The organism is Bacteroidales bacterium (assembly GCA_016707785.1).
Lineage (GTDB): Bacteria > Bacteroidota > Bacteroidia > Bacteroidales > UBA4417 > UBA4417.
Genome location: JADJGZ010000030.1, coordinates 24,119 through 49,146, shown reverse-complemented (window position 1 = coordinate 49,146; position 25,028 = coordinate 24,119). Strand labels below are relative to the sequence as shown.

Genomic DNA, 25,028 nt, shown 5'->3' with positions numbered 1-25,028 from the left:
GCTGGGTTGACCATCCTATCAAATCTGAGCCATCACCTCATTCTGATTCCGGTCGAGTTCTTTCTGTGAACTCATATTCACTGCCAGTCCATCCTGGATTAGTTTTAACAGAGATTTATCTTCAATGGCATTCCGCTTGAGGTGTCTGAGTATTTCTTCACAAAGTTGCTTTTTATCCTCTACATTCTCAATAAGTTCATGGATTTCCAGGGGGAGCAACCAATCCTTTGGGTATTGATCCACCAGCTCTTCAAAAATGCTTTGAACCTGGTTTATATCCCCACCCTGTTCCCTTAGCTGTTGTATGGTATGATAATGCTGATGAAGGCTTTTTGCTTCCTGTGTATGGATCAGTTTGTGCGTTTTCTCAACAGGCACTGGGAACTCAAAATCATAGGATCCGGGATCGGCAACACCTGGATAACAATTTGCAATTCCGGCGCCAACGGTCATGTCATACGGTCCCCAGCCGGGTTCGAATAGTACCTGATCCTCATATCTGACAGTACACTCAACGAATGTAAGCAATATGGTTTTGCCCTTTTGGACTAATTTCGAACGCAAAGTGCCTTCTACGCTAACCCCGCTCTCAAAATCTAAACGGCCTCGCTTTCCTTCACTAATACCCATTCTTTCGAATTCAGTATCCCCGATGAACTCCAGTGGAGTAGCAACTCCTTTAAGAAAACCAACTGGTGAGCCAAATCCATGGGCATGATATTCCTTTCCCTGTCCGGAAATCATCTTGTCAGCATATGACAGCATTGTCGGACCCAAAAACGAAAGGTAAGCTGGCTGATTATCAAATTCAATCACTTTTTCCAGGATGCCTGAAATCTGAATTCCAGAGGTATAATTCACAGTACTGAGATTCCCTGAATTGATGGCTTTCCTTACTCCCGCAAGCCCACCTTTCCTGGCGGACATGGTAGAAGCATAGGTCTCAAGCACCTTATTCAATTCATCGAAATCCGGGGTTACAAAAAGTTGCGGCTGACGGGTGGTGATATCAAAATTTACATCTTTGGCTTCGATACTGTATGGGATTTTTTTAACATTATCCTGCAAGCAACTATAACTTTCACCAATAGAGGATAACAGGCCGGCTCCATATATTTTGGGATTGTTCATCTCCCCAATGAGCCCATATTCCACAGTCCACCAGTGGAGATTTCTCAACAAAGCCATTTCAGAAGGGCCTGAAGATGCCTGACTTAGTATTTCCAATTCTTTCTCTGCCTGCTCAATATTGTCAGAACTTGAATATGGGTCAGCTTTTAGAATGGATAAATGTCGGATAGCCTCATAAATCTGGTCATCATACCTGGATGCAAAAGCTTTGGCACCGGTTTTACCAAATTCCCTGAGGTAAGAAGCATATTGAGAATCAGCAATGATGGGTGCATGACCTGCTGCTTCATGAATGATATCAGGAGCAGGAGTATAGGAAACCTGGTCCACAGGCCTGATATCAGCTGCGATAACAAGTACATTATAGGCCTGGAATTCCATGAATGCTGCCGGAGGGATAAAGCCATCCACTGCAACAGCAGCCCAGCCAATCTCTTTAAGTATGCGATTCATCCCATACATGTGTGGAATGTAATCAATGCTGATGCCTGTCTTTCTCAGTCCATCCAGATAGGATGAATGGGCAACATGAGGCAAATACCTGACATTCTGCCTCATAACATAACGCCATACTGCATGGTCCTGGGCAGTGTAATCATTGTAAGGCTGCTCAATCACCAGGCTCAGCAGATGGCGGGGCAAGCTGTCAAGTACTTCGTTTGATTCCATCCAGAGGGCTTTTCTATATAAACAAATGATTTACTTTTGAAGTTCAATTCACGGACCTAAATCCAAAGATATTTAATTTTTTGCATGTATTTGAAAGTTGTAAATGAAAAAATCCAGACTACATATAGCTTTACCTGTTCTGGATGAGTGGAATACATTGCCTTTATTGATGGATGCCCTTCATAAACAGACTTTTACAGACTACAATCTTTATATATGTGTAAATCAACCGGATGAATGGTGGGACGATTCCGCGCATAGGCGAGTTTGCGAAAGTAACCGGGATACTCTTAATTACTTGTCATCGTTAAATGATCCACGTATTATTTTATTGGATTATTCTTCACCCGGATCTGGTTGGAAAGGCAAAAAACATGGAATAGGCTGGGCGCGGAAGACATTGATGGACCTGATTTCTGGTGAATCAGAACCAGAGGATATCATTCTCAGTATGGATGCAGATACTGTATTTGGATGCAGGTACTTAGAAACTATTCTGACGAATTTTACATTGAATCCAGGCATTAATGCGCTTTCCATTCCCTATTATCACCCCTTAACCGGTGATTCGAAACTGGACAGGGCAATGTTACGATATGAGATTTATATGCGGTCCTATGCCGTGAACCTATGGAGAATAAACAATCCTTATTGCTTTACGGCCCTGGGTTCTGCCATCGCTTTACCGGTATGGGCATACCGAAAAATCGGTGGAATGACACCAAAAATGAGTGGAGAGGATTTTTATTTTCTTCAAAAACTAGTGAAAGCCGGAGCTATTCTGCATTGGAATGAAGAAAAGGTACTACCTGCTGCCAGGTTATCGGAAAGGGTTTATTTTGGAACAGGGCCTGCACTAATCAAAGGGATGAGTGGGGATTGGAGCAGCTATCCAATCTACAATATGAAGTTATTTATGGCGATTGATGAAACATGTAAGCTATTTGCAAGGTTATACGAGAGTGATGTTGAAACCCCTCTTGATGACTTTCTGCTTTTACGTCAAGGTGAATTGCCATGGGATGCCCTTCGGAGAAACTCCAGGACCAGGGAACAGTTTACCAGGGCCTGCCATGAAAAACTGGATGGGCTTCGTATATTGCAGTATCTAAAAGAGCAGGACTCCCATGAACCATTGAACGGAGAGAAATCATTAATTGAATTACTGGAACGCTTAAAGGTTGATACGAAAACGGATGCAGAATTTGAAATCCCATCAGAATTTTCATTTATTGAGTCATCAATCCCAGAAATCAACAGGATCAGGAATTACCTTGCCGATGCTGAAACCTATTACAGAAAGAAACATTGGGATGCATACCCGAAGCTGAAAAAATAGAAACCTGAATTTTGCGTTAGTGAAATATGGCTTTTTGATGTTGAATGAATACTAGAATAGTTGTATAATCGAATTCTTTAAAGCTGGTTTTGCTTTCTTTTTTTCATACAAACTAAAATAACTTACAGCTGTTTTGATTCTTGTGAACGTCTTCTAATAAATGTATTCAACCATGCTTAAACCTAAGAAACCGTTGATCATTCTATTGGGTCCAACTGCGGTAGGTAAAACCCTTCTTGCTGCCAGGCTTGCACATAACCTGGACGGGGAAGTGATCAGTGCCGATTCACGCCAGGTCTTCAGAGGAATGGATATAGGAACAGGAAAAGATTGGTCAGACTATATAGTTAAAGGAAAAAAAATAAAAGCTCACCTGATTGATGTGGCGGATCCGGGAACTGAGTACAGCGTATTCACATTTCTCAGGGAATTTGATTCGGCTTATGAAACCATAGTCCAAAAAAACAAAATTCCTATCGTGTGTGGTGGTACAGGTTTGTACCTGGAAGCACTTATCAAAGGCTATACTTTCTCGGAAGTGCCTATGAATCAAGAATTTCGCAATCGTATGGATGAGCTGTCAGATGCTGAAATCATTGGTTTGCTTTCACAGAAAAGGAAATTGCATAACACAACAGATGTATTGGACCGGGCAAGGATGATCAGGGCCCTTGAAATTGAAACCTATGGCAAATCCGGGCCTGCGGTGAAAAAGTTTGATTTTTCCGATTCCCTGGTATTCGGGCTACGTTTCGACCGAAAGATTATTCGTGAGAGGATTAGTTTGCGGTTGAAAAGCAGGCTTGAAAATGGTATGATTGAAGAAGTCAAAGGACTTCTGGAAAAAGGTGTGGACCCAATGATGCTCAAAAACTACGGTTTGGAGTATAACTATATTACAAGGTTTATCCAGGGTGAACTGGATTTTGAGCAGATGTCAGGCCTGCTTCGTACAGCCATCCACCAGTTTGCCAAACGCCAGATGACATGGTTTCGCAGGATGGAAAAGAATGGTATACAGATCGAATGGCTGGAAGGGGAAGATGGTCAGGATAAAAATCTTATTTATATGTTGAGCGCAATTTCATCAAGGGCAACCATTAAAGATTAATAACAATAAAATTTATCAGATTTAACTCTGCCCTTAGCACTATTTTTAATTACTTTGCATTGCTAATCAGGATACTTATGAAACACTTCCTTAATACTACAATAATAGCCATCGCCAGTCTGGTTTTAATTTCAGTTTTTTCATTTTCTGGTTGTAAAGAGGAGGTGGAAACCATCCCTGTAATTGATTGGGTAAAAGTAACCCCGGATACCATCACTTCAGGAGGTATTGCCCTTGTTGTTACCAATGCTTATGATGAAGATGGTGACGAGTTGGTTTACTCTTTCACAACTACCGGAGGTGTGATAACAGGTTATGGGGATTCAGTTTATTGGCTGGCACCTTTAAATGGTGGAAAATACAACGCTATTGTCAGGGTTACCGATCCTTCAGGAAATCAAACCATTGACAGTGTCAGTATTTTTGTCCTTCCTTCCGGTAAGACAGAAATAACAGGAACTGCCAGTTTCCCTGCAGGGATCAACCAGGACCTCTCAGAAGCCAGGGTTAGGCTGTTTACTTCTCTGGCTAACAGGGCAGCCGGTATATCGTCAGATAGCGTCAATGTTTTTGGTTTCGGATCCATTGTAAGTTTCCGTTTCCCTGCGGTTACCCCCGGTGTATATTACCTTGATGTATGGAAAGATATGGATAACAGTATTACCATCAGTTCCGGTGACTTCTTAGGGTGGTATGGATCCGGTACTTTTGCTGCACCTGATCTTAAACCTGTTGTGGTGCAGGATAGTATTGCTACGCAGGTGCAGGTGCAGATGAATGTTAAACAATAGGTATTCGCTGGCTTTTCTTAAGCTTTTTACTTCCTTATAAGAATAATTCAACAGAATGTACGATCCGGAATTCTCCTGGATGCAATTTGTCTGCTTTTGTTTTTTATTTTGCTTTTTTTTCAAATTTGTAAAACCATTTCTAATTTTTGCTGTTTAACTATTGTATAAGTATTTGACAAAAACATTAAACAAAATTTATTCATGAGAATTACATTTCTTTTGTCGTTTCTACTCATCTTAAGCCTGGTGCAGGGAGTTGCGCAGAATGGGACACTCAAAGGCCGGGTGTTCAATGTCAAGAATAATGAACCTTTACCCTTCACCAATATCATCATTGCCGGTACAACCATTGGTTCGGTGAGTGATATGGATGGTAATTTCCTTTTCACCGGGTTAAATCCAGGGTATATAAAATTGACATCAACAGCAGTTGGATTTGAGAATGTTACTACTGAGGAGATTCTTATCACCAATGCCAAAACGGTCTTCATTGATATTCCGATGCTTGAGAAACCAATACAATTGAGTAAAGTTGAGATCAAGGCATCTGTATTCAAAAGGGTAGAAGAAAGCCCGGTTTCTCTGAAATCGTTGGGAATATCTGAGATTGAAAAGAGCCCGGGAGCTAACCGTGACATTTCTAAAGTAATTCAATCCTTACCTGGTGTTGCATCTTCAGTGTCTTTCCGAAATGATATCATTGTCAGGGGTGGCGGGCCTTCTGAGAATAAATTCCTACTGGATGGGATAGAAATTCCTAATTTGAACCATTTTGCCACACAAGGCGCATCGGGTGGCCCTGTTGGAATCATTAATACAGATTTTCTCAGGGAAGTGGATCTTTATACCGGTGCTTTCCCGGCAAGCAGGGGGAATGCGCTCAGTTCGGTGTTGGATATGAAACTCATCGACGGTAATCCTGATAAGGTTGTTTACCGGGCAACATTAGGTGCCAGTGAGGCTGCCCTGAGTGCCAATGGCCCGCTCACTGAAAAAACAAGCTTTCTTTTATCTGTCAGACGTTCATATCTTCAATTTCTGTTCAGCGCCATAGGATTGCCTTTCCTTCCTACTTTCAATGATTACCAGGTGAAAGTTAAAACAAAGTTCAACCAGAAAAATGAACTGACTATCATCAGTATTGGAGCCCTGGATAAGCTTAAATTGAATATGGGGATCAAGGAACCAACAGAAGATCAGCAATTTATTTTAGATTACCTGCCAGTAAACAATCAGTGGAATTATGCCATTGGAGCGGTGTATCGCCATTACAGGAAAAATTCATATGGCACTTTTGTATTAAGTCGAAATATGCTGAATAATGAAGCTTTCAAATATGAATCCAACGAAGATGACAATCCTGATAAGTTGAATCTTCAATATACTTCCCAGGAAATAGAAAATAAAGCCAGGTATGAGGATATTATTCGGAAGAATGGCTACAAAGTCACAATCGGTGGTGGAATAGAGCAGGCAAAATATAATAATAATACGTTTCAGAGGGTCTTCATTCCAATGGCCTCTGATACCATCACTTCTATCCGTTACAATTCAGAACTGGACTTCTTAAAGTGGAATCTCTTTTCACAAGTTAGCAGGGGTTATTTCGGTGAGCGGCTCAATCTTTCATTAGGTGTGAGATTGGATGCTTCTACCTATTCTGATCAGATGATGAACCCGCTTGATCAGTTTTCACCGCGGTTCTCAGCTTCTTACTCTATTACAGAGAAGTTCAGGATGAATTTCAATGCTGGCCGGTATTTCCAGCTTCCTTCTTATACAATGCTGGGATTTAGGGCATCCGATGGTAAACTTCTGAATAAAGCCAATGGCATCACTTACATTCAGGCTGATCACCTGGTTGCTGGGATTGAATATCAGAGGAATCCTGTTTCAAAACTCACCTTTGAAGGGTTTTATAAATGGTATTCAAACTATCCTTTCTCTGTGAAGGATTCGGTTTCAATAGCAAGTAAACCTGCTGATTTTGGGGTTTATGGAAATGAGGAGGTTACTTCTTCAGTAAAAGGTAAAGCCTATGGACTCGAGGTTTATTATAAAGATAAGATCATGAAAAATGTAGATCTTACCGTTTCATATACCCTGGTGCGCTCTTCCTCAGAAAATAGTAAAGGAGAGTACATTCCGAGTGCCTGGGATAATCGTCACATTATTAACGTTACAGGATTTGCCAATCTTGGTAAAAACTGGGAAATAGGAATGAAGTGGAGGTTCGTTGGCGGAGCCCCTTATACACCATATGATCTCGATCGTTCCTCACTTATTAGTGCCTGGAATGTCCAGGGCCAGGGATACTTTGATTATCAGCAATATAATACTCAAAGGCTTTCAGGATTTCATCAATTGGACCTTCGGGTAGATAAGGAGTTTTTCTTTAAAAAGTGGTCACTTAACATATACCTGGATATTCAGAATCTTTATAACTTTAAATCAGAAGGTGCTCCAAACCTTGTGCAGGTGCGTGATGCCAGTGGAATCCCCCTGACAGATCCTGAAGACCCATCCAGGTATCAGTTGAAATACCTTCAGAATGAATCAGGTACTGTTTTACCTGCAATAGGAATAATTGTTGAAATATAACAATCAGAAATCCAAAGCATAAGGAAATGATAACATCCACTTATAAATCCATAAGTTTAGCATTATTGCTGATTTCACTTATCCCTGCATTTAATGCCTGTACTTCATCAGGTGAAGGAAAAAATAGTCGGAAATCAGCCACTGATGTTCCTGAAAAAATTACCAGCAACATTGCTGGTACAGGGCAGAAAATTGAGATTGAAGTTTTCAGGGGGAAATCCCATAACCATCCGACTTTTGCTATCTGGCTTGAAGATACTGATGGAAAATATGTTCAAACCCTTTTTGTCACCCGGGCAATAGGCCAGGGTGTTTTTACCTATGGAGATAAATCAGAGGGTACCTGGAAACCGGGAGAGGTCAGGCGCCCGGCTGCATTACCCTATTGGTCTCATAAAAGAGGGGTAAAAGCCACAGATGGTTTATTTACCCCATCGCCGGAAAATCCTGTTCCTGATGCATACTCTGGTGCAACACCTAAAGGAAGTTTTAACTTACAGTCACGTTCGGATCAATTGCTACCGGGGGAAGTGATTCTCTTGCTTGAAGTCAATCAAACCTGGGATTGGAATGAGTATTGGACAAATGGGTTATATCCTGATGATAAGGATTATAAAACCTCCTGCCAGCCCTCATTGGTGTATTCCGCGAAGCTGAACCCATCAACTTCCGGTGAATGGGTAGAACTAACCCCTGTTGGGCATGGGCATTATGCAGGGAAAGATGGTTCATTAACAAAGGATATTTCTACCCTGACAACAGCTAAACAAATTATGAAGAGTATTAAAGTCCGCTGGATTCAATAATTATTGCTGGCTGGTTAAATTTTTATGGCAAACTTCTTAGGCAGTTACAGACTTTGAATCTTATCAGATATCGTTTGCCCTATCGTTTAACATCGGAACAAACCTGAAATTTCCATGCTGTTCAGAGATCACCTCTTTCTCACTAATCCTGATAAGTCGGTGCATAATCTGGGTATCATCACCTACCGGGACTACCATAATGCCTCCAACCTTAAGCTGAGCAATGAGTGCTTCCGGAATTGAAGGAGCTGCAGCAGTAATCAGTATCCTGTCGAATGGAGCATGGGCCGGTAAACCCTTATATCCATCCCCGAAAAAGGGCCTGATCCGAAAATGCATCTTAGGTAACAGCAATTTCGTTTTATCGTAAAGCAGTTTTTGTCGTTCAATAGTGTAAACCTTGGCCCCCATCTCTGCAAGAATACATGACTGATAACCCGATCCGGTGCCTATCTCCAGTATCCTCATTGTTGGCTTGACCTGCAATAACTCACTCTGAAATGCAACAGTGTAAGGCTGAGAAATTGTCTGGCCTGATCCAATGGGAAATGCCTTATCCTCATAGGCATATTCAAGAAAAGAAGAATCAAAAAAATAATGTCTGGGGATAGTGTTAATGGCTTTAAGTACGTTTTCGTCCTTAATCCCTTTTTGTCGAAGCAATGCAGTGAGTTTTTGCCTTAAGCCCTGGTGCCTGTAAGTGTCAATCAGCTGAGTAGCCGCCATAATTCCATTTTCATTTCCTGACGCGAAAATACAGAAGTAGAAGTTCTGTTCAAATTAAAAGTTCATAAAGTGAGCTAAAGTGCCTAGAGTAAAGTGAGCTAAAGTGAGCTAAAGTGAGCTAAAGTGAGCTAGAGTGAGCTAGAGTTGGATTGACTACAATGGGCTACAGTTGGTGGCAAGTCGTTTACACTCCAATCACTCTAGGCACTCCATGCAATATAGATCACTCCAGGCAATTTGGTCACACCAGGCACTCTAGATCACTTTAGGCACTTTAGGCACTCTAGGCACTCTAGCTCACTCTAGGCACTCTAGTTCACTTTTTATTTCACCAACTAATGTACAACATGAATAATTTATAGTATATTTGTCGCGTTATTACAATTATTCTAAACAATCTCCCCGTTTTTTCTGGTTCAGCCCGTCCAGTATGCCTGCCTGAGGCTCTACTTTTTTCAAAAGACAAATCCAAAATCATAACTTTCAAAAAGTTCATTAATAATTTTTCGCATGTACGATAAGAGTCAGCTCGAAGAGATGCTGCTAACTGATTTACGTGATGTAGCTAAGAACCTAAACATCCGTAAAAGTGATTCCCTAAAAAAACAAGACCTGATTTACCAGATTCTGGACCACCAGGCTGCAAATCCTCCGCAGGATCTCCTGGAGGCTGAAAAAAAGATTCAACTCTCCGAACGGGAGAAACATCGCAAACGTATCCCACGGGAGGAGATTAATCGTCCGGGTAAAGGCGAATTTGAGAAACAACCCAGAGGCAGAAAACCAGGTATCGGTGTCAGAGATGACAAAACTATTTCTAAAGAGCCTCGTCCGGTTCCTCCCCAGGTTCCATTTAACCGGCCTGACCCCATTAAAACTCAGGTTCCTGAATTATTCAACACTCCTGTTGAATCACAACCTGAACAGTTACCTGATCTTTCCACCTGTTGTTACACCTCCTGATGTTTCAACATCTTCTGTTGTTACAACCCCTCCTGTTAAAACCCCTCCTGTTGGAAACACCACCCTCAAGGCCTTCCGGGAATAATAATCCTTCTGAGAGGAAGAATCAGCCTAACAAACGCTGGGAACGCAGAGATAAAATATCCAGGCATATCCGTGATGATGAGGCTATCCTCGAAATGAACCATCCAATCATGGAGCAGGATGATTTCCTTCCTTCTTTTGAATTCAAGGAACCTGCCAGCAATAGGATTGTACCCCAGGAAGCAGAAATGAGCATTCCGGAAATGGGCTTAAACCAGGAAATTGGAATGTCGTCCGAAACGAATATGGTCCAGGATAATAACGTTCCAGCCGAAATGCAACGCTCAATGGAAGCGGGCCGTAACGATAATCAACAGCAAAGGTTCAATAAATTGGACCGTAACAAACCCAAAGAAGATTATCTATGGGAATTTGAAGGTATTGTTGCTTGTGAAGGAGTATTGGAAATCATGCCTGATGGTTATGGCTTCCTTAGATCAGCGGATTATAATTACCTGAACTCCCCGGATGATGTCTACGTATCTCAATCACAAATCAAATTATTTGGATTGAAAACAGGCGACACCATTAAAGGTACGATCAGGCCTCCCAAAGATGGAGAAAAATATTTCCCTCTTGTGAAGGTTGAGTCCATTAATGGCCGAACTCCGGAGGAAATCAGGGACAGGATTCCATTTGATTATCTCACCCCACTTTTCCCTGAGAAAAAATTCAAATTAACCGGTCACCCCGGTGCTTCTTTCAGTACCAGGATCATTGACCTGTTTAGTCCTATTGGTAAAGGCCAGCGCGGACTTATTGTTTCCCAGCCCAAAACAGGGAAAACAGTACTGTTAAAAGAAATTGCCAATGCAATTGCATATAACCATCCTGAAGCTTATCTCATTGTCCTGCTGATTGATGAACGCCCTGAAGAAGTTACTGATATGCAGCGTTCGGTTAGGGCAGAAGTTATCGCTTCTACCTTCGATGAACCCGCCGACAGGCACGTGAAGATTGCTAACCTGGTGCTTGAAAAAGCAAAGCGCCTCACGGAATGTGGCCATGATGTGGTTATTCTGTTGGATTCTATCACCCGTCTGGCCAGGGCTTATAATACAGTTGCCCCTGCATCCGGAAAGGTGCTCTCTGGTGGCGTAGAAGCAAATGCTCTTCAAAAACCTAAACGTTTCTTCGGAGCTGCCCGCCAGATTGAAAATGGGGGTTCACTTACCATCATCGCCACAGCCTTGATCGAAACTGGTTCCAGGATGGATGAAGTAATTTTTGAAGAATTCAAGGGTACCGGTAATATGGAATTGCAACTCGACAGGAAATTATCCAATAAGAGGATGTTCCCTGCCGTTGATATAGTTGCTTCGAGCACACGTCGCGATGATCTCCTTCTTGAAAAGGATGTACTTCAACGCTTATGGATTCTGCGTAATCACCTTGCTGATATGAACCCAATTGAAGCTATGGAATTCCTCAAAGAAAGGATGAAATACACTGATACTAACGAAGAATTCCTCATTTCAATGAACAGTTAAGCCTCAAAAAGGCTATTGATTAAAATAAAAAAAAGGCTTTTGCAGTTTTCCATGGAATTCTGCAAAAGCCTTTCTCTTTTTCCCCGGATTGCTTCTTAATTTCTTGTTTGATTCCTGTTGCCAGGTTTATTGGGTTTTTCTTTGCCCTGTTGTTTCCCATCCCTGATACGGTCAATCAGATGTTTTTGAAACTCACGTTCTGAATCATACAGTTTTAAGAGTTTTTTGGGTGGAAGCACTGATTTAAACCGGCTATGGTATTCCTTGCGGAGATCCAGCATCTTTTGAGCTTCAGTAAGTTGCTGATCCGCCATTTCAAGGGCTTCCTTATCGGTGAGCTCTTCTATTGCTTTATCATCATTGTGTCCTTTTCTGAATGCTTTGTTCAGTTCATGGCGCTTCTTGTCGTATTCATTATAAACCGGCCAAAATACCTGCGCTTCTGTTGGAGTCAGTTCGAGTTTATCGGTGATAAATGCGACACGTTGGGCTTCAATTCGCTCTTTCTGCTTTTCTTTTTCTACTTTTTGCTGGGAAACTTTTTGATTTTGTTTCTCAACTTCAAGCTTTTGCTGAGCGATTTTCTGGTTTTGCTGATCTTTTTCAGAAGTTTGGGCCATTACGTTACTCCCTATAATCCCGGTGATCAGTATCAGGAAACTTGCAATGTAATAAATGACTGTCTTTTTCATCTTAATTTATTTTACGGTGTAATTGAAAGTTCTGCTAATAAACCTGGGTCAATTTCCTGGCTGTTCAGGTATTCTATGATAACTTCATCAGAAATTGCATTAGACGAATCATCCAAATTAATGAATGAGATGTTGTCTTCAGATGAAAGCTCTTCCAATAGCTCATTAGTCAGCTGGATTTCATTGCTAGCAACATCCCCGGCATATGAGGCATCATAAGCATTTTTTAGGTTTTGTGTGTCGATTGCTGTTGCTGTTGGCAGTGCTTCCTGGCCTGGTTTTGTGTAGTAGATGAAGACAAAAATAAGGATGGTTGCTGCTGCTAAAAGTGGTATAAGGGTCTTACTGCTAAATAGGTTCCTTTGAGGAGTACTTTTTTGAAAACGGGTCCCGGGTAATTCTTCCATAATTCTCTCCGGTAAACTCTCAAAGTACCCTTGTGGAGCTTTATAACCATCAAGCCCCAAAGACTTAGCTTTCAGCTCATTCAGCAGTTTGCTTATATCTTGTTCCGGCTTTTTCATTGATTAATGGGCTTATTCTTAAGTAAGACTCTCATACTTGCGTTTCGTTTAATTCAGGGTAACATATTCTGTAATTTTTTTTGCAGCAATATGGTAGGATGCCTTTAGTGCACCCTCCGAAATACTTAATATTGCTGACATTTCTTCATAACTGATTTCATCAAAATATCTCATATTAAAAACCATTCTCTGCCTTGCAGGTAAACGGATGATGGCCTCCTGAAGTTTTCGCTGTATTTCGTCACCATCAAAGAAATGATCATCCGTTAGAGAGTTTAACATCCTGTCCTCTTGATGCTTAAGGATCAGGAGGGATCGAATCTTTTGTTGATTGAGGAAACTGATGGTTTCATTCAATGCGATCCTGTATATCCATGTGAATAACTTTGAATCTTCCCTGAACTGGTGAAGGTTTTTCCAGACCTTTATAAAGACATTTTGTACGATATCATCTGCATCTTCATGGATAACGACCATCCTTCTGACAGAATGATAGATTTTTTCCTGGTACTGCTCAACCAATATCCTGAAAGCAGATTCACGGGTTGAATCCTCTTTTAACAACTTCAATAAATCAACCTCTGAATAATCGGCCATGGAAATGTTAGTTCAGCAATAATTATTGGACTGAAAACTTTCAGGCAAGTTTAAAAAGAAAAAAAATATTGCTCAATCGCCGTTAAAATGCTTAGCAGGGTGATCAGAAGAATAACCTTACTTGTAGAGTGATACATCCGTGGTTTTACCGGAATCTATTGTAAACTTATTTTCTATGGTGTAAAAGGCGTTCCTTGAGGTTTTCGGACGAAATTCCACTCTGTAGTTCCCGGGTTGCAGGTAAAGGGTTTCCTGGGTTTGGTTATCATCAAGGTTGTAGATCCAGGTCAGTTCGTTTTTATCTTCCAGGTAGAGGCTTCCAAACCCTGTAAAGTATTTCCTGATCACTGCAATTCCTGGTTCAGGGATCTCTATAGTGGTGGTATGGCTCTGTTTAATGTCAACATTCGGGATGAATAGCCTGGGAAGTGTTAATACCTGCAGATCATAAGTGCCTATAATGTATTTATCCGTCTGGCCAAAGTACTGAAGATTCAATATCTCTTTTTCACCTTTTGGATGAATGAGGCATTGCAGTCCTTTGGAAGCCATTCCTGATCCGGCCATCTTTAGTTGCATATAGCCCTGGGGTGCATCTACCGCAATTACCGTATGCTTTCCGGGAACAAGAACAAGGCTGTCGATGCTCACAGGGGGAATCGTGTGGACCACCAGGTTGTAGTTAATAAGAGGGTCAAGCACAAGAGTATCAGGCATTCCACGGCTGTTCATCGTATGAATAAAATTGTACATTATCCTACCCGAAATATTGTCGTAAAAAGTCATATTTACGTCTGTTTCAGTGGGTTTCCCCGCCTGATCCAACAGGTTGACCTGCATAGTGGTGGAATTCAGCGCCTGTGAGATGACTACATTCAGCGCCTTCCTGAAATCCTGTTCATTGGTGGCATCGAAATAAGTTCCGACACAATGAAATGCTTTGTTGAAATCATTACCAATGCCGATTATAAAGGGCTTCAAAACAATACCTTGCTTCTGGAGAATTTTTGATACAGCACATGGATCACCATTACATTCCTCAATACCATCAGTGATAAGGATAACAATATTCCTGCAATTGGCGCAGGGAGGAAAATCTTTGGCCGACTGTTCAAGGGAATAGGCGAGGGGTGTAGTTCCCCTGGGTGTGATGGTCCTGAGTTTGGATTTGATTTTGCTTGCGTTTCCGGGTCCGAATGGAACTTCCAGTTTTGTATCACTGCATTCCTGGGGTGGGAACTGGTATTGATGGCCGTAAAGCCGTAAAGCAAGTTCAACATTCTTGAGCGTGGACAGGCTATCCATTAAATCATTCATGATGTGCTTGGCGTAATTGAACTTTGTGTCACTTTGCCAGCGGCCCAGCATGCTTTGTGATGCATCGAAAATGAAAAGAATTCGGTTAAGAGGGGGTGGTTTTTGTTTGAGATCTGTTTCTCTCTGGGCAAATGCATTGCTGCCTTGTACCAGGAGAAAGAAAATAACAAATAAAAATAGAGGGTTTCTTAGAAGTGAATTCTTCACAAATCCTGTTTTAATGGTAACGTTCAAATTCTCTGAATGGTATGATACAAGGAAATATTTTGATAATGCGAATGTAAGAAATACTCATTTAGTTTCATCATCAAACCCGATTTTACAGATGCACCTATTGGAGTAAGGTTTTCATATTTAAATAATTGGTTTTGAATGTAAATGCCTGAATTTATTTGGGTGGGAGAATTCACAAGTCTTTAATTTAGCGCGTTTTGGCATAGAGTCTAATACAAATGGCCTGAAAGTTATCCTTGCAAAATCTGTTTCTAATTTCTCCAATCCACCAAAATAGCTGACCTTTGCAGAATACCAGAATTAGTCAAGAATACCGGATGCGCTTCATTCTATCGAGATTTTTTATTGTTTCTTTCACCATTTTTTTACTCTTTCCAACTAAGGGAATATCCCAGGTACTTTCAGGTACTTCAGGGGAGGGAGAAAAATGTAATCAATGGGTGGATTCTGTTTATCAGCATATGACTGATGAACAGCGAATCGCACAATTACTGATGATTCGCGTAAATTCTACCATCGATTCCATTGAAATCCGGCAGGTAGCAAACTGGATCAGAAGTTATAATCTTGGAGGTATCTGCTTCTTTAAAGGCGGGCCCGTTCGACAGGCAATACTTACCAATTACTATCAATCATTGGCTATTACACCTCTCCTGGTCTCCATGGATGCAGAATGGGGATTAGGTATGAGGCTCGATAGTACCATGTCGTTTGCAAGACAGATGACACTTGGTGCAATGCCTGACGATGCCGTAATGGAACAGTATGGAGTTGAAATTGCTGCACAACTTCACAGAATGGGTGTGCATATTAGCTTTTCACCGGTTGCGGATATCAATAACAATCCCAATAACCCTGTTATAAATGTCCGTTCTTTCGGAGAGGATAAAAACCTGGTTGCCAGAAGAGCCATAAGTTATATGAAAGGACTCCAGAAGGGTGGAGTACAGAGCGTCGCAAAGCATTTCCCCGGCCATGGAGATACAGATACTGATTCTCATCTGGCTTTACCTTTTATTGATCATACTGCGATTACTATTGATACCCTGGACCTATTCCCTTTTAAAAAGCTCATCCAGGCAGGAGTCGATGGCATTATGGTAGCTCACCTTTTCATTCCGGCTCTTGATACGTCAGTGAATCTGCCATCCAGTTTATCACCGGTTATAGTGAAGGATTTGCTGAGAGATAAACTGGGTTTTAAAGGCCTGATATACACTGACGCTCTTGATATGAAAGGCGCTGCCCAGTTTGCCCCACCTGGCAAACTAGAAGTTAGAGCAATCCTGGCAGGAAATGATGTACTCCTCTTGCCGGAACAAATAGACAGTGTCATAGCCAATATCAAAATGGCTTTGGATAGTGGAATCATTGCACCTTCAATACTGGCGGACCGATGTAAGCGAATCCTTGAACAAAAATACAGGCTCGGGCTTATTTCACCACAGCGGGTAAAAGTTGATAATCTTGTTCAGGACCTGAATTCTCCTGCTTCTGTTTATTTCAATAGTTCCCTGTATGCTGAGGCTCTGACACTTCTGAAAAATGAAGGTGGATTATTACCGCTATCAATGCCCGATACATTAAAAATAGCTTCTGTTACCATTGGTTACAGGTCTGAGACCCTTTTTGACAAACGTTTATCTTCTTATGGGCCTGTAGATCATTTCAATATTTCAAAAGATTTAACTAAAGAACAAGCTTTTAAAATTCTACCAGAGCTTGAAAAATATAACCTGCTGATCGTATCAGTTAATAATACGCATCCTTCACCCGCCCGACAATTTGGCTTCACAGCTACAACAATTGCACTGGTAGATACCTTAATAAAGAAGTATCCTTCAATACTGAACCTCTTTTCTTTGCCTTACTCATTGCAGGCATTTAATAATGCAGAAATGGCAAAAGCAATTATCATTTCCTACCAGGATAATGTATATTCCTATGATATGGCCGCACAAATGATCTTTGGCGGAATTGCTTCTAAAGGGAGAAGCCCTGTGACCATCTCTGATGAATATCCACTGGGTTCTGGCATAGCATCAACTCCGGCCAACAGGCTGAAATTTACTATGCCGGAAGAGTTGGGGATAACTACAGCTTCGATGGCTGCTGTTGATAGTATTGTAATGGAAGGCATCAGGAAAAAAGCATACCCTGGTTGTCAGGTTTTGGTAGCTAAAGAAGGGAAAATTATATATTCAAAGTCATTTGGTTATCACGACTACTCGGAAAAGCAGGAAGTTGTAGATTCTGACCTGTACGACCTGGCCAGTATCACCAAAGTGGCTTCTACCACTCTTGCTGTCATGAAACTCCATGACGATGGACTGATTGACCCCAGGAAACCTCTTTCCAGGTACCTGCCTTTTATCGAAAGATCCAATAAAAACAAAATAACAATAAAAGAAGTGATGACCCACCAGGCAGGACTCCAGGCCTGGATTCCTTTTTATAAACAAACCCTGGTCAATGGCGGACCTGATACACTGCTATATTCAAAAACTATGGATGATACTCATCCGGTAAGGGTTGCAGAGAATTTATATATTCAAGGAAATTACCCTTCGAAGATGGTCGACTCAATTGTGCACTCACCACTGCTGGCGAAGAAAGTATATGTATATAGCGATCTCGGTTTTATTCTGCTTCAGAAAACGGTTGAGCGATTAGCTGGAAGTACCCTGGACCAGTTTATGGATTCCAGGTTCTATAAACCCATGGGTCTTCCAACGATGGGTTATCTGCCAAGGACTCATCATTCACTGAATTCAATAATCCCCACCGAGAATGATACCCTGTTCCGAAAACAGTTGATTCATGGTGACGTTCATGATCCTGCGGCTGCCATGATGGGAGGAGTAGCTGGTCATGCAGGCTTATTTGGGAATGCTACGGATCTTGCAGCCATCTTCCAGATGTTACTTCAAAATGGGAAATATGGTGGCCGGACCTATCTAGATAGTGCTACAATAGCTGAATTTACCGGAAAACAGTTTGCTAATAATCGTCGCGGACTAGGTTTTGATAAGCCACAACCTCCCGGTGAAGAGGGTCCCGCCTGCCGCGATGCTTCACCCCGAAGTTTCGGCCATACCGGGTTTACCGGCACTTATGTCTGGGCTGATCCTGATGAACAACTTATCATTGTATTCCTGTCGAACCGAGTGAACCCGGATGCAGAAGACAACAAACTTGTAAAACTTGGTATCCGGACAAGGATACAACAAGCAGTGTATAATTCAATTAAGCAATCTTATAAATCTCAAATTAATAATTAGCAATAAATAGTTTTAAAATGGCAACAGTAACCTTTAAGGGTAATCCCATCAGTACATTTGGTGAATTACCGGTAGTGGGAAGCCAGGCCCCTGATTTTGACCTGGTAAAGAATGATCTTAGTGATATTAAACTTGGAGATTTTATTGGCAAGAGAGTGGTTTTGAACATCTTTCCAAGTCTTGATACAGGCGTTTGTGCAGCATCAGTCCGTCGTTTTAATGTAGAAGCCTCAAAATTGGAAAACACTGTCGTAGTATGTGTATCCAAAGACCTTCCTTTCGCTCATACCCGTTTTTGTACAACCGAGGGTATAGCAAATGTTGTTTCTGCTTCTGAATTCAGGAGTAATAATTTTGGAAAAGCATTTGGTGTGATGATGACAGAAGGACCCCTTCGTGGTTTGATGGCAAGATCGGTAGTTGTATTGGATGAAAAAGGTAAAGTAATTTATAATGAATTGGTTCCCGAAATAGTACAGGAGCCTGATTATGAATCAGCTATCAATGCATTGAAATAGAATGGCTATCCCCTTAAAGCCTGAAACGGTTTCGGGAGTAGGATTCAGTTTGCAGGATTAAAAAAGTACTGTATCTTTGCAGTGCTTTTAGCTCGCGGATGTGGCGTAATTGGTAGCCGCGCCAGACTTAGGATCTGGTGCCGAGAGGCGTGGGGGTTCGAGTCCCTTCATCCGCACTTTATTTTTTCCCCGTCTCGTCATTCTTGACTAGACGGGGTTTTTTTTCCCGGATGAAGGGACGAGAAGTTTATCCGCCTCAGGCGGAAGTCCCTTCATCCGCACGTTTTTTTTCCCGTCTCGTCATTTTGATTTTTCTGGATGAAGGGATCCCGAATTTATTTCGGGAAGTCACTTCATCCGCACTCCCGTAATTACGGGATTTTTCCCCGCCTATGCTGGTTTTTTTTATGCCCTGATGAAGGGACGAGAAGTTTATCCACCTCAGGTAAATGATAACTTATTATGTATCTGGCAGGTTAACACTACTTTATATATGATTATAATATTAATGGCTGATGCCGGCTGCAGCCTGTATTTCTATTAGTTTTAGTGTATCTTTAATTCTGATTTTTAACTATCATTCCCTACAGCTTAACAGTTTCCTTTAGAATTTTTTTTAAAATGGAATTTATGAAAATCCAATTTCGAAAATCTTTTTTACTGCTTCTCCTCCTATTTTTTTTTGGACTAGTTAGTGTCGCCGGGAAAAATTCTCACAATCCTCTCTTCCCAAGTTACAAGACTGTATTGAAAGAGTTTTTTAGCAACTATTCCAGACCTGAATTTGATTCATATGAAGGCTTGAACTTCGCAAAAAAGAAGGATGGCTGGCATGTGTATACTTATTATTATCTTGCTGATTCAGTATTAAAAGATGAACTCTTTTGGTCGTTGAAGAAGAAAAAATACCTCGAAATAGATTATCCCGAAGCGGTTGTATCAACATCAGAATCGGATGTACGGCAATATCTTCAGATTAAATCAAATGTATATTGTTTCAATGTCTCGCCTTATTACGGATATGCTGGTTGGAATATCGATCTTATAAATGATTTTAGTTCTTGTGATTCTCCTGATGATACACTGCTGGAGTCATTAGCCCGTGCCTATAGTACATATGCTTCTGAATTGATAGGTGATAATGTTGGATTTGCCAACCGGAAAGTAAAATTGAGACCAGCCCCTGGACAGACATCACTAAGCTTGGATCAGCTTTCCATTTATAGAAGTTACGTGCAAAAAGCAGAAGAGTTGTATTACACACTTTGGGAAAGAAATCCTGATTATATCACCTTGGTAGGGGATGTTTACAACAAGTATTCAACTGAATTTATGGCTGCGTATATGGCCTTATTTATGCATCATAGTTATGAAGAAGCAAAGAAGGAATTAAAAGAAGGGCTTTTCGATAGTTTTACGCTGGATATGTACAGGAAACACCTTGCTAGTTGCGACTCAAATGCCATACTATTTACTGCAGGTGACCTGGATACATACACAACGTTGTATTTACAGGAAATGGAGAATTTCAGGCGCGATGTACTGGTTATTAATTATGGAATGTTATTTATTGGGAAGTATGTTTCCTGCCTTTTCCAACCGCTGCAAGGTCGCCAGCCATTAGCAACAACTTTGCCTGCCAATGATTATATAAATGAAGTAAAACCTGTAATTTATGTAAATGAAATATATCCGTTGACAGAATTACAGTATGCTTTGCAATGTATAGCATCAGAAAATGTCATGGATAAGATGATAGTTGACATGGATACACTTGATTGCATCCCTTCGAAAAGTATTGAAATTACAACTGCTAAAGAGGAAATACCAGCTTCATACTTTAATTATAAAAACCTGGAAATTTCTGACCCCAGTAAATTAAAGATTGAACTCTCTTCCGTTTCCTCTATCAAAATGATGTACTTCTCCTGGATATTCTGAATACCTGTCATTTCGATCGACCCATTTACTTCACTTCGCATACTTACTGCAGTTTTTTTGAATCACTTGCTGAATTTATGCAAATGGAAGGGCCAAACTATAAACTTATGCCATTCAGGTCTGATGACAGTAATCAGTCAGTTTTAAAGTTTGATCCAGATATTCAATATCAAAAACTTATTCTTGATTCACCTCCGTATGTGCATTCACCTAATCAGAAATTTTATTTCCATCAGTCGGCATACCTTGAGTTCTACGGAACACTTTACTACACATGTGCAAATGAGTTGATAAGTGAAGGGAAGGACGATAGTGCAAGAGTACTTATCAACCACTATATTAAGAATTATCTATATGATAGCACTGCGTATAATCCGGGTTTACTTGGAGTTGTCTGGGTTTTTTATGAACTGAAGGATATTGAATCTGCCAGATATTATTCACAAATCACTTTCGATTATCTGTTAAAACAGTACAATTTCTTCCTGAAAAATCCCTCCTATTATGCAGATGATATTGCATTGTCAGTCGATTTTGGTTTGTATTTATCTGCCCTAACCCAACAATATGACCCTGGGTCGGAGGTTGATAATTTGATATCAGAGTTTAATAAAAATATTAGTAAAAATGATTAGGAATTGAATATTTCGTATTTTTGCGAAATATAAAATGCATAATGAAGATTCCTTATTCCGATGATCAGGTAAAGTTGGCCCGTTTCGCTAAAGCCATGGGTCATCCTGCCCGTATTAAAATTCTTGAAATTCTTTCCGATCGCGGTTGCTGCTATAGTGGCAACATTGCCGACGAATTTCCGATCGCGCTCTCAACCCTTTCCCAACACCTGAAGGAATTAAAAGCAGCCGGACTTATCCAGGGAGAAATAAACCCTCCATTTATAAAGTATTGTATCAATAAAGAAAACTGGAAACAGGCGAAATTCTTGTTTGACATTTTCCTTGCTGATAAAACCCCTATAGCCACTACCTGCAATGTCGGATAATAGACATACTACCCGCTATCAGGGCATCAGTAAGTTTTTACCTTTACTCCTGATACCTGTTTGGTTTCTGCTTTATCGTAATCTACAGTGGTTAACGGATATGCTGGTAGACGATGTTATGGGTTTAACCGCTGGAACGCATTTTACTGAAGCATTACGTTTCTTCATTTTTGAAGTTCCCAAAGTGTTAATGCTACTTGCTCTAATTATTTTCTTTGTTGGCATAATCCGTACATATTTCTCTCCCGAACGAACACGCAAAGCCCTGGAGGGCAAATCGCTTTTTAATGGAAATGTAATGGCAGCCTCACTTGGAATCGTGACCCCTTTCTGCTCTTGTTCTGCTATACCTCTATTTCTTGGATTTATTGAATCGGGCATTCCATTAGGGGTAACTTTCTCTTTTCTCATTGCAGCACCCATGATAAACGAGGTGGCCATTGTTCTGCTTTTTGGATTATTTGGATGGAAAACAGCACTTATTTATGTGGTTACCGGTCTATTTATTGCCATTACTGCCGGATGGGTTATTGGCAGGTTGCGCCTAGAAAAATGGGTTGAACCCTGGGTATTCGAGATCAAGGCCGGTGCTCATATGGAAGATGAAAAAATTTCCTTTTCAACTCGTGTAAAGATGGGTTTTGAAGCAGTAAAGGAAATTGTTGGAAAAGTCTGGATTTATGTGATGATAGGTATTGCCGTTGGTGCAGGTGTTCACGGCTATGTCCCCAGGATTTCATGGCCTCATTTATGGGCAAATCGGCCTGGTATTCAGTCCCACTTTCAGTTTTGATAGGTGTACCTCTCTATTCCAATGCAGCAGGAATTATCCCCATTGTTGCTGCATTAATTGAAAAAGGTGCCGCTCTCGGAACAGCTCTTGCATTTATGATGTCAGTAATTGGGCTTTCATTACCCGAAATGATCATCCTCCGGAAAGTACTAAAGCTTCCGCTTATCTTCACCTTTATTGGTGTTGTGGGGACAGGTATTATAATTGTTGGTTTCTTGTTTAATTACATTTTCTAATTTGAAAATGAGGTAATTTGAAACCTGTTTATCATTCTAAATCAAACAATTGAAAAATAAGATGACAGAAAAAAACATAAGGAGTAATAAAATAAAAATCATTAACCATTTTGAGAATGAGACTGTTTGAAATAATGTTTTGTATTTGAGCAATAAACATTTTCAAATTTTCAAATTTTCAAATTTTCAAATCAAAAAAAATGGAAATCAAAATCTTAGGAACCGGATGTGCAAATTGTAAAAACCTGGAAAGAGCAACCAGGGAAGCCGTAGCTGAACTTAATCTTGATGCTACGGTAGTTAAAGAAGAAGACATCGTGAAAATCATGAGTTATGGTGTCATGCGCACCCCTGCTCTTGTTGTAGACGAAAAAGTGCTGATGTATGGACGTGTCCCTTCAGTCAAGGAAATTAAGGAAATGCTGACTAAATAATTTAAAAATTAAAAAATGAAAAGATTCTCATTGCATCCATCTTTTTGTTGTCAATAGTTTCGGTTTTTGCTCAAAAGCCCGCAAAGTTGAAGATTGTGTATTTTCATTCTGAACGGCGTTGCCCTACCTGTATTTCTATTGAAGAAAATACTTTAAAGACTTTGAATACTTATTTTTCAAGTCAATTAAAGGACGGGACCATCAGCTTTCAATGCCTGAATGTGGAAGAGGAGAAAAATCAAAAACTTGTTGAAAAATATGAAGCAGAAGGTTCATCCCTATACCTTACTAAAGTGAGAGGTTCAAAAGAGACTACAACTGACTTTACCAACTTTGCTTTCAGTTATTCTCGCAATCAGTCTGAAAAGTTCATAGCAGGACTTAAAGCGGAGATTGAGAAGAATTTAAAATAATTTGAAAATTAGAAGATGTGGGAATTAGAAGATGTGGGAATTAGAAGATTTGGAAATTATAAGATTTTGAATTACAAGATATGGAGAATAGAAGGATTTGAAGATAAGGAGATCAGAAGCTCAGGGAATTAGAAGAAACTAAAAAAATGAAAAAGGAAACTGATAATTTGATTGTTAAGCTCTCAATAGAGTTTTCATTGGACATAATTGCCTATTCTGAGAAATTGGAAGAAGCAAGAAAGTATGTTCTAAGCAAGCAACTTCTTAAATCAGGGACTTCTATTGGTGCGAATGTACATGAAGCACAACATGCTGAAAGTAAGGCTGACTTTATTCATAAGCTCAAAATAGCAACCAAAGAAGCTGAGGAAACTGACTATTGGCTTTTGCTCTGTGAATTATCTGCTAATTATCCGCAACCTACAAACCTTAGAGAAAAACTAAAATCTTTAATAAACATTCTTTCAAAAATCATAATTACTTCAAAATCATCTAGTTAATAGCTTCTCTCTTATTAAGCCACATCTCCACATCTCCTCATCCCACATCCCCACATCTCCACATCTCCACATCTCCACATCTCCACATCTCCTCATCCCCAAATCTCCACATCCTCAAATTGTCAAATTGAAAAAATGGATTTCCTTCAAAACCTCATCGACCAAAGCACATTTCCTTTCCTGACAGCCTTCCTGTTAGGATTAATGACTGCGATCAGTCCATGTCCTTTGGCTACGAATATAACAGCCCTTGCATATATCAGCAAAGATGTTGAAAATCGCCGGACAGTATTTCTGAATGGTTTATATTATACCCTGGGACGTGCTCTCACATACACAATTCTTGGAGCAATTATCTTCTTTGGGGCAAGTAAGTTCCAGGTAAGCCGAGCAGTCCAGGCCAATGGCGAAAAATGGATTGGTCCTTGCTTATCATTATCGGAGTGTTTATGCTTGGGATTATCAGGTTGCCTGGTTCTTCAGGGTCCTATATGCAACGTTTGGCTGATAGGGTGAAAATTGGCAGCAGTTCGGGTGCTTTATTACTTGGAATGATTTTCGCCCTGGCTTTTTGTCCCTACAGCGGAGTTCTGTACTTCGGTATGCTGATGCCCATGGTGCTATCGCAGGCTTCGGGTTTATTACTTCTTCCGGATTTTGCCATTGCTACCGGATTGCCTGTAATTCTCCTGTCTTATATACTCGCATACAGTTTAGGTGGAATCGGTAAATTCTACAATAAACTAAAAACATTTGAAGTATGGTTCAGGCGAATAGTTGCCGTACTTTTTATTCTTACAGGATTTTATTTTGTGTGGATTTATTTTGCTTAAT

21 protein-coding genes, 1 tRNA gene and 2 pseudogenes are annotated in these 25,028 nt (G+C 40.5%); 18 read left to right on the top strand and 6 right to left on the bottom strand.

Features of this window, described 5'->3' with window-relative positions:
• Window positions 1-18 precede the first annotated feature (18 nt).
• Window positions 19-1,800, bottom strand: a complete 1,782-nt coding sequence (locus tag IPH84_15340; protein ID MBK7174564.1) for an aromatic amino acid hydroxylase — start codon at window positions 1,798-1,800, stop codon at window positions 19-21.
• A gap of 103 nt (window positions 1,801-1,903) precedes the next feature.
• Here IPH84_15340 and IPH84_15335 point away from each other — a divergent pair, with 103 nt between their 5' ends.
• From IPH84_15335 to IPH84_15315, 5 genes are all read left to right on the top strand, one after another.
• Window positions 1,904-3,139, top strand: a complete 1,236-nt coding sequence (locus IPH84_15335; GenBank protein ID MBK7174563.1) for a hypothetical protein — start codon at window positions 1,904-1,906, stop codon at window positions 3,137-3,139.
• 172 nt (window positions 3,140-3,311) lie between these two features.
• On the top strand, window positions 3,312-4,250 hold the full coding sequence (miaA, locus tag IPH84_15330; protein ID MBK7174562.1) for a tRNA (adenosine(37)-N6)-dimethylallyltransferase MiaA: 939 nt from the start codon (window positions 3,312-3,314) through the stop codon (window positions 4,248-4,250).
• Window positions 4,251-4,327: 77 nt separating this feature from the next.
• Window positions 4,328-5,041, top strand: a complete 714-nt coding sequence (locus IPH84_15325) for a hypothetical protein (protein MBK7174561.1) — start codon at window positions 4,328-4,330, stop codon at window positions 5,039-5,041.
• A 201-nt stretch (window positions 5,042-5,242) separates the two neighbouring features.
• Entirely contained in the window at window positions 5,243-7,642 is a 2,400-nt protein-coding gene (locus tag IPH84_15320; protein ID MBK7174560.1) for a TonB-dependent receptor, read from the top strand.
• A gap of 26 nt (window positions 7,643-7,668) precedes the next feature.
• Window positions 7,669-8,448 (top strand): hypothetical protein, encoded by a 780-nt coding sequence (locus tag IPH84_15315; protein ID MBK7174559.1) that lies wholly within the window; start codon window positions 7,669-7,671, stop codon window positions 8,446-8,448.
• A 63-nt stretch (window positions 8,449-8,511) separates the two neighbouring features.
• Here the strand turns inward: IPH84_15315 and IPH84_15310 are convergent, their stop codons facing one another.
• The gene (locus IPH84_15310) at window positions 8,512-9,174 is read right to left on the bottom strand and encodes a protein-L-isoaspartate(D-aspartate) O-methyltransferase (protein ID MBK7174558.1); all 663 of its coding nucleotides are present in this window, start codon (window positions 9,172-9,174) and stop codon (window positions 8,512-8,514) included.
• A gap of 510 nt (window positions 9,175-9,684) precedes the next feature.
• Between IPH84_15310 and IPH84_15305 the strand changes: the two genes are divergently transcribed.
• Window positions 9,685-10,137 (top strand): Rho termination factor N-terminal domain-containing protein, encoded by a 453-nt coding sequence (locus IPH84_15305; GenBank protein ID MBK7174557.1) that lies wholly within the window; start codon window positions 9,685-9,687, stop codon window positions 10,135-10,137.
• Window positions 10,137-11,711 (top strand): transcription termination factor Rho, encoded by a 1,575-nt coding sequence (rho, locus tag IPH84_15300; GenBank protein MBK7174556.1) that lies wholly within the window; start codon window positions 10,137-10,139, stop codon window positions 11,709-11,711. Before IPH84_15305 ends, rho begins: the two co-directional genes overlap by 1 nt.
• Before the next feature lie 95 nt (window positions 11,712-11,806).
• Here rho and IPH84_15295 read toward each other — a convergent pair whose 3' ends face one another.
• The 4 genes from IPH84_15295 to IPH84_15280 all read right to left on the bottom strand — a co-directional run bounded on the left by IPH84_15295 (window position 11,807) and on the right by IPH84_15280 (window position 15,048).
• A complete protein-coding gene (locus IPH84_15295) occupies window positions 11,807-12,403 on the bottom strand; it encodes a hypothetical protein (GenBank protein MBK7174555.1) in 597 nt (198 codons plus the stop codon).
• A gap of 11 nt (window positions 12,404-12,414) precedes the next feature.
• The gene (locus tag IPH84_15290; protein ID MBK7174554.1) at window positions 12,415-12,927 is read right to left on the bottom strand and encodes a hypothetical protein; all 513 of its coding nucleotides are present in this window, start codon (window positions 12,925-12,927) and stop codon (window positions 12,415-12,417) included.
• A 48-nt stretch (window positions 12,928-12,975) separates the two neighbouring features.
• Window positions 12,976-13,524: a sigma-70 family RNA polymerase sigma factor gene (locus tag IPH84_15285; GenBank protein MBK7174553.1), complete on the bottom strand. Its 549-nt coding sequence runs from the start codon at window positions 13,522-13,524 to the stop codon at window positions 12,976-12,978.
• A gap of 117 nt (window positions 13,525-13,641) precedes the next feature.
• The gene (locus IPH84_15280) at window positions 13,642-15,048 is read right to left on the bottom strand and encodes a VWA domain-containing protein (GenBank protein MBK7174552.1); all 1,407 of its coding nucleotides are present in this window, start codon (window positions 15,046-15,048) and stop codon (window positions 13,642-13,644) included.
• Between the two features lie 344 nt (window positions 15,049-15,392).
• On the opposite strand from IPH84_15280, the gene IPH84_15275 reads away from it, so the two are divergent.
• From IPH84_15275 to IPH84_15225, 11 genes and pseudogenes are all read left to right on the top strand, one after another.
• A complete protein-coding gene (locus IPH84_15275; protein MBK7174551.1) occupies window positions 15,393-18,356 on the top strand; it encodes a serine hydrolase in 2,964 nt (987 codons plus the stop codon).
• 17 nt (window positions 18,357-18,373) lie between these two features.
• Entirely contained in the window at window positions 18,374-18,874 is a 501-nt protein-coding gene (gene tpx / locus IPH84_15270; GenBank protein MBK7174550.1) for a thiol peroxidase, read from the top strand.
• 94 nt (window positions 18,875-18,968) lie between these two features.
• A tRNA-Leu gene (locus tag IPH84_15265) sits at window positions 18,969-19,050 on the top strand.
• 571 nt (window positions 19,051-19,621) lie between these two features.
• Complete coding sequence (locus IPH84_15260; GenBank protein MBK7174549.1) at window positions 19,622-20,815, top strand: hypothetical protein; 1,194 nt, start codon at window positions 19,622-19,624, stop codon at window positions 20,813-20,815.
• Window positions 20,816-20,922: 107 nt separating this feature from the next.
• Window positions 20,923-21,450, top strand: a complete 528-nt coding sequence (locus tag IPH84_15255; GenBank protein ID MBK7174548.1) for a hypothetical protein — start codon at window positions 20,923-20,925, stop codon at window positions 21,448-21,450.
• 38 nt (window positions 21,451-21,488) lie between these two features.
• Window positions 21,489-21,818 carry a winged helix-turn-helix transcriptional regulator gene (locus IPH84_15250; GenBank protein MBK7174547.1) on the top strand — a complete coding sequence of 110 codons (330 nt, stop codon included), beginning with the start codon at window positions 21,489-21,491 and terminating at the stop codon, window positions 21,816-21,818.
• A pseudogene (locus IPH84_15245) lies at window positions 21,808-22,847 on the top strand (permease). Before IPH84_15250 ends, IPH84_15245 begins: the two are co-directional and overlap by 11 nt.
• A gap of 200 nt (window positions 22,848-23,047) precedes the next feature.
• Complete coding sequence (locus tag IPH84_15240; GenBank protein ID MBK7174546.1) at window positions 23,048-23,281, top strand: TM0996/MTH895 family glutaredoxin-like protein; 234 nt, start codon at window positions 23,048-23,050, stop codon at window positions 23,279-23,281.
• An 86-nt stretch (window positions 23,282-23,367) separates the two neighbouring features.
• Complete coding sequence (locus IPH84_15235; protein ID MBK7174545.1) at window positions 23,368-23,694, top strand: hypothetical protein; 327 nt, start codon at window positions 23,368-23,370, stop codon at window positions 23,692-23,694.
• Between the two features lie 146 nt (window positions 23,695-23,840).
• On the top strand, window positions 23,841-24,194 hold the full coding sequence (locus tag IPH84_15230; GenBank protein MBK7174544.1) for a four helix bundle protein: 354 nt from the start codon (window positions 23,841-23,843) through the stop codon (window positions 24,192-24,194).
• A 135-nt stretch (window positions 24,195-24,329) separates the two neighbouring features.
• A pseudogene (locus tag IPH84_15225) lies at window positions 24,330-25,027 on the top strand (sulfite exporter TauE/SafE family protein).
• Window position 25,028 lies beyond the last annotated feature (1 nt).

Excerpts from the sequence above, each read along its gene's own strand:
- IPH84_15340 (MBK7174564.1), bottom strand. The coding sequence starts at position 1,800 with ATGGAATCAAACGAAGTACTTGACAGCTTGCCCCGCCATCTGCTGAGC.
- IPH84_15335 (MBK7174563.1), top strand. The coding sequence starts at position 1,904 with ATGAAAAAATCCAGACTACATATAGCTTTACCTGTTCTGGATGAGTGG.
- miaA (MBK7174562.1), top strand. The coding sequence starts at position 3,312 with ATGCTTAAACCTAAGAAACCGTTGATCATTCTATTGGGTCCAACTGCG.
- IPH84_15325 (MBK7174561.1), top strand. The coding sequence starts at position 4,328 with ATGAAACACTTCCTTAATACTACAATAATAGCCATCGCCAGTCTGGTT.
- IPH84_15320 (MBK7174560.1), top strand. The coding sequence starts at position 5,243 with ATGAGAATTACATTTCTTTTGTCGTTTCTACTCATCTTAAGCCTGGTG.
- IPH84_15315 (MBK7174559.1), top strand. The coding sequence starts at position 7,669 with ATGATAACATCCACTTATAAATCCATAAGTTTAGCATTATTGCTGATT.
- IPH84_15310 (MBK7174558.1), bottom strand. The coding sequence starts at position 9,174 with ATGGCGGCTACTCAGCTGATTGACACTTACAGGCACCAGGGCTTAAGG.
- IPH84_15305 (MBK7174557.1), top strand. The coding sequence starts at position 9,685 with ATGTACGATAAGAGTCAGCTCGAAGAGATGCTGCTAACTGATTTACGT.
- rho (MBK7174556.1), top strand. The coding sequence starts at position 10,137 with ATGTTTCAACATCTTCTGTTGTTACAACCCCTCCTGTTAAAACCCCTC.
- IPH84_15295 (MBK7174555.1), bottom strand. The coding sequence starts at position 12,403 with ATGAAAAAGACAGTCATTTATTACATTGCAAGTTTCCTGATACTGATC.
- IPH84_15290 (MBK7174554.1), bottom strand. The coding sequence starts at position 12,927 with ATGAAAAAGCCGGAACAAGATATAAGCAAACTGCTGAATGAGCTGAAA.
- IPH84_15285 (MBK7174553.1), bottom strand. The coding sequence starts at position 13,524 with ATGGCCGATTATTCAGAGGTTGATTTATTGAAGTTGTTAAAAGAGGAT.
- IPH84_15275 (MBK7174551.1), top strand. The coding sequence starts at position 15,393 with ATGCGCTTCATTCTATCGAGATTTTTTATTGTTTCTTTCACCATTTTT.
- tpx (MBK7174550.1), top strand. The coding sequence starts at position 18,374 with ATGGCAACAGTAACCTTTAAGGGTAATCCCATCAGTACATTTGGTGAA.
- IPH84_15255 (MBK7174548.1), top strand. The coding sequence starts at position 20,923 with ATGCCATTCAGGTCTGATGACAGTAATCAGTCAGTTTTAAAGTTTGAT.
- IPH84_15240 (MBK7174546.1), top strand. The coding sequence starts at position 23,048 with ATGGAAATCAAAATCTTAGGAACCGGATGTGCAAATTGTAAAAACCTG.
- IPH84_15230 (MBK7174544.1), top strand. The coding sequence starts at position 23,841 with ATGAAAAAGGAAACTGATAATTTGATTGTTAAGCTCTCAATAGAGTTT.